The sequence below is a fragment of the Kitasatospora sp. NPDC028055 genome, from assembly GCF_040637885.1.
Lineage (GTDB): Bacteria > Actinomycetota > Actinomycetes > Streptomycetales > Streptomycetaceae > Kitasatospora.
Genome location: NZ_JBEZXE010000115.1, coordinates 1 through 1,500 on the forward strand (window position 1 = coordinate 1; position 1,500 = coordinate 1,500).

Consider the following 1,500-nt stretch of genomic DNA (forward strand, 5'->3'; position numbering starts at 1 on the left):
CATGAGGGTCGGCGGTCTGAAAATCATCCAGCCCCCGGAGCGCCCACCCCCGGAACCGCCCCCGGACCAACCCACCCTCCCGAGAGCCCACCCCCCAACCAAAGCCCCGCGCAGCGGCCCCCGGCCCCCAGACGGCCCAGCCCAGTGGCCGCCCCGCCAGGCCCCTTGTGGACTGGTCCTCGAACACCGTCCAGGTCCGTGAACAGAGCGGGGATCGATATGCGTTGGAGAACCGCAGCCGTCGTGGCGGCCGCCACCGGAGCCGCCGCGGGGGCCGCCGTCCTGGTCGTCGGCCGTCGGGCTTCCGAGCGGATGGTCCGTCCGGGTGCGGGCCCAGCCGCCGGCGGCCAGGGTTCGGGGCCGGTGCTGGTGCAGAGCCTGGCGGCGGGGCGGGTGACGTTCAGCCGGCGCCCGGAGAGCCTGCGGCCCGGCCGCTGGGCGGTGGAGTGGGCGGACGGCGGCCACGCGGTGGTGGAGGAGGTCCTGCACAGTGACGCGCAGGGCGTCACCCGGCGCCTGGTCCGGGCGGACCGGGGCACGCTGACGCCCGGTACGGAGGTCCGTTTCACTCCGCGCGTGTACCTGGGCGATCCGACCTCGGCGCTCGGCCTGGCCTTCACCGACACCGTGGCCGAGGGCGAGCTGGGCCCGCTGCCGGTCTGGCTGCTCGGCGGCAAGCGCGGCACCTGGGTGATCCTGGTCCACGGCCCGGAGGCGGACCGCGGGCAGACCCTCCCGGTGCTGCCGGCCCTGCACCGTCTGGGGCTGCCGGCGCTGGTGGTCACCTACCGCGGCGACGAGGGCGCCCCGGCCTCCCCGGACGGCTACAGCCACTTCGGCGAGACGGAGTGGCGGGACGTCGAGTCGGCGATGCGGCTGGCCCTGGACCACGGCGCGGGCCGGGTGATCCTGTACGGCTGGTCGGTGGGCGCGACGACGGTGCTGCAGACGGCGGCGCGGTCGGCCTGGGCGCACGCGATCAGTGGGATCGTGCTGGACTCGCCGGTCCTGGACCTGCCCGCGGCCGCCCGTCGGGACGCCGCCCGGGCGGGTTTCACCGGGGTCTCCGCCGAGCTCGGCGCGCTGGCCGCGCAGGCCCGTACGGGCGTCGACCTGGCGGACTTCTCCCGCTTGGCGGAGGGCGCGGACCTCCGGGTCCCGACCCTGGTGCTGCACAGCCCGGACGACACGATCGCACCGATCGGCACGGTGGAGCGCCTGGCCGCGGCCCGCCACGACGTGGTCAACCTCCAGCGCTTCCCGGGCGCCGAGCACGCGGCCCTCTGGAACTCGGCGCCGGACCACTACACCGAGCTCCTCCGCCGCTGGCTGACCCCGCTGCTCTGACCCCAGCCCCGCCCCGCCCTCAGGGGGCAAACCTTGCTCCCGAAACCCCCAGCAGATCCCCTTGAGTTCTAGGGATCGTTGCAACGCCCCAGCTGGGGAGTGCAATGACCTTCGAGATCCGCGAGGACCGGCAGCCGCAGGGGCCCAGGAAGC

The 1,500-nt window shown here is 75.3% G+C and carries 1 protein-coding gene; it reads left to right on the forward strand.

Going from position 1 to position 1,500, the window contains the following annotated elements:
* The first annotated feature begins 219 nt into the window (after positions 1–219).
* The gene (locus AB0F71_RS39875; protein WP_360246230.1) at positions 220–1,347 is read left to right on the forward strand and encodes a hypothetical protein; all 1,128 of its coding nucleotides are present in this window, start codon (positions 220–222) and stop codon (positions 1,345–1,347) included.
* The last annotated feature ends 153 nt before the right edge of the window (positions 1,348–1,500 follow it).

Excerpts from the sequence above, each read along its gene's own strand:
- AB0F71_RS39875 (WP_360246230.1), top strand. The coding sequence starts at position 220 with ATGCGTTGGAGAACCGCAGCCGTCGTGGCGGCCGCCACCGGAGCCGCC.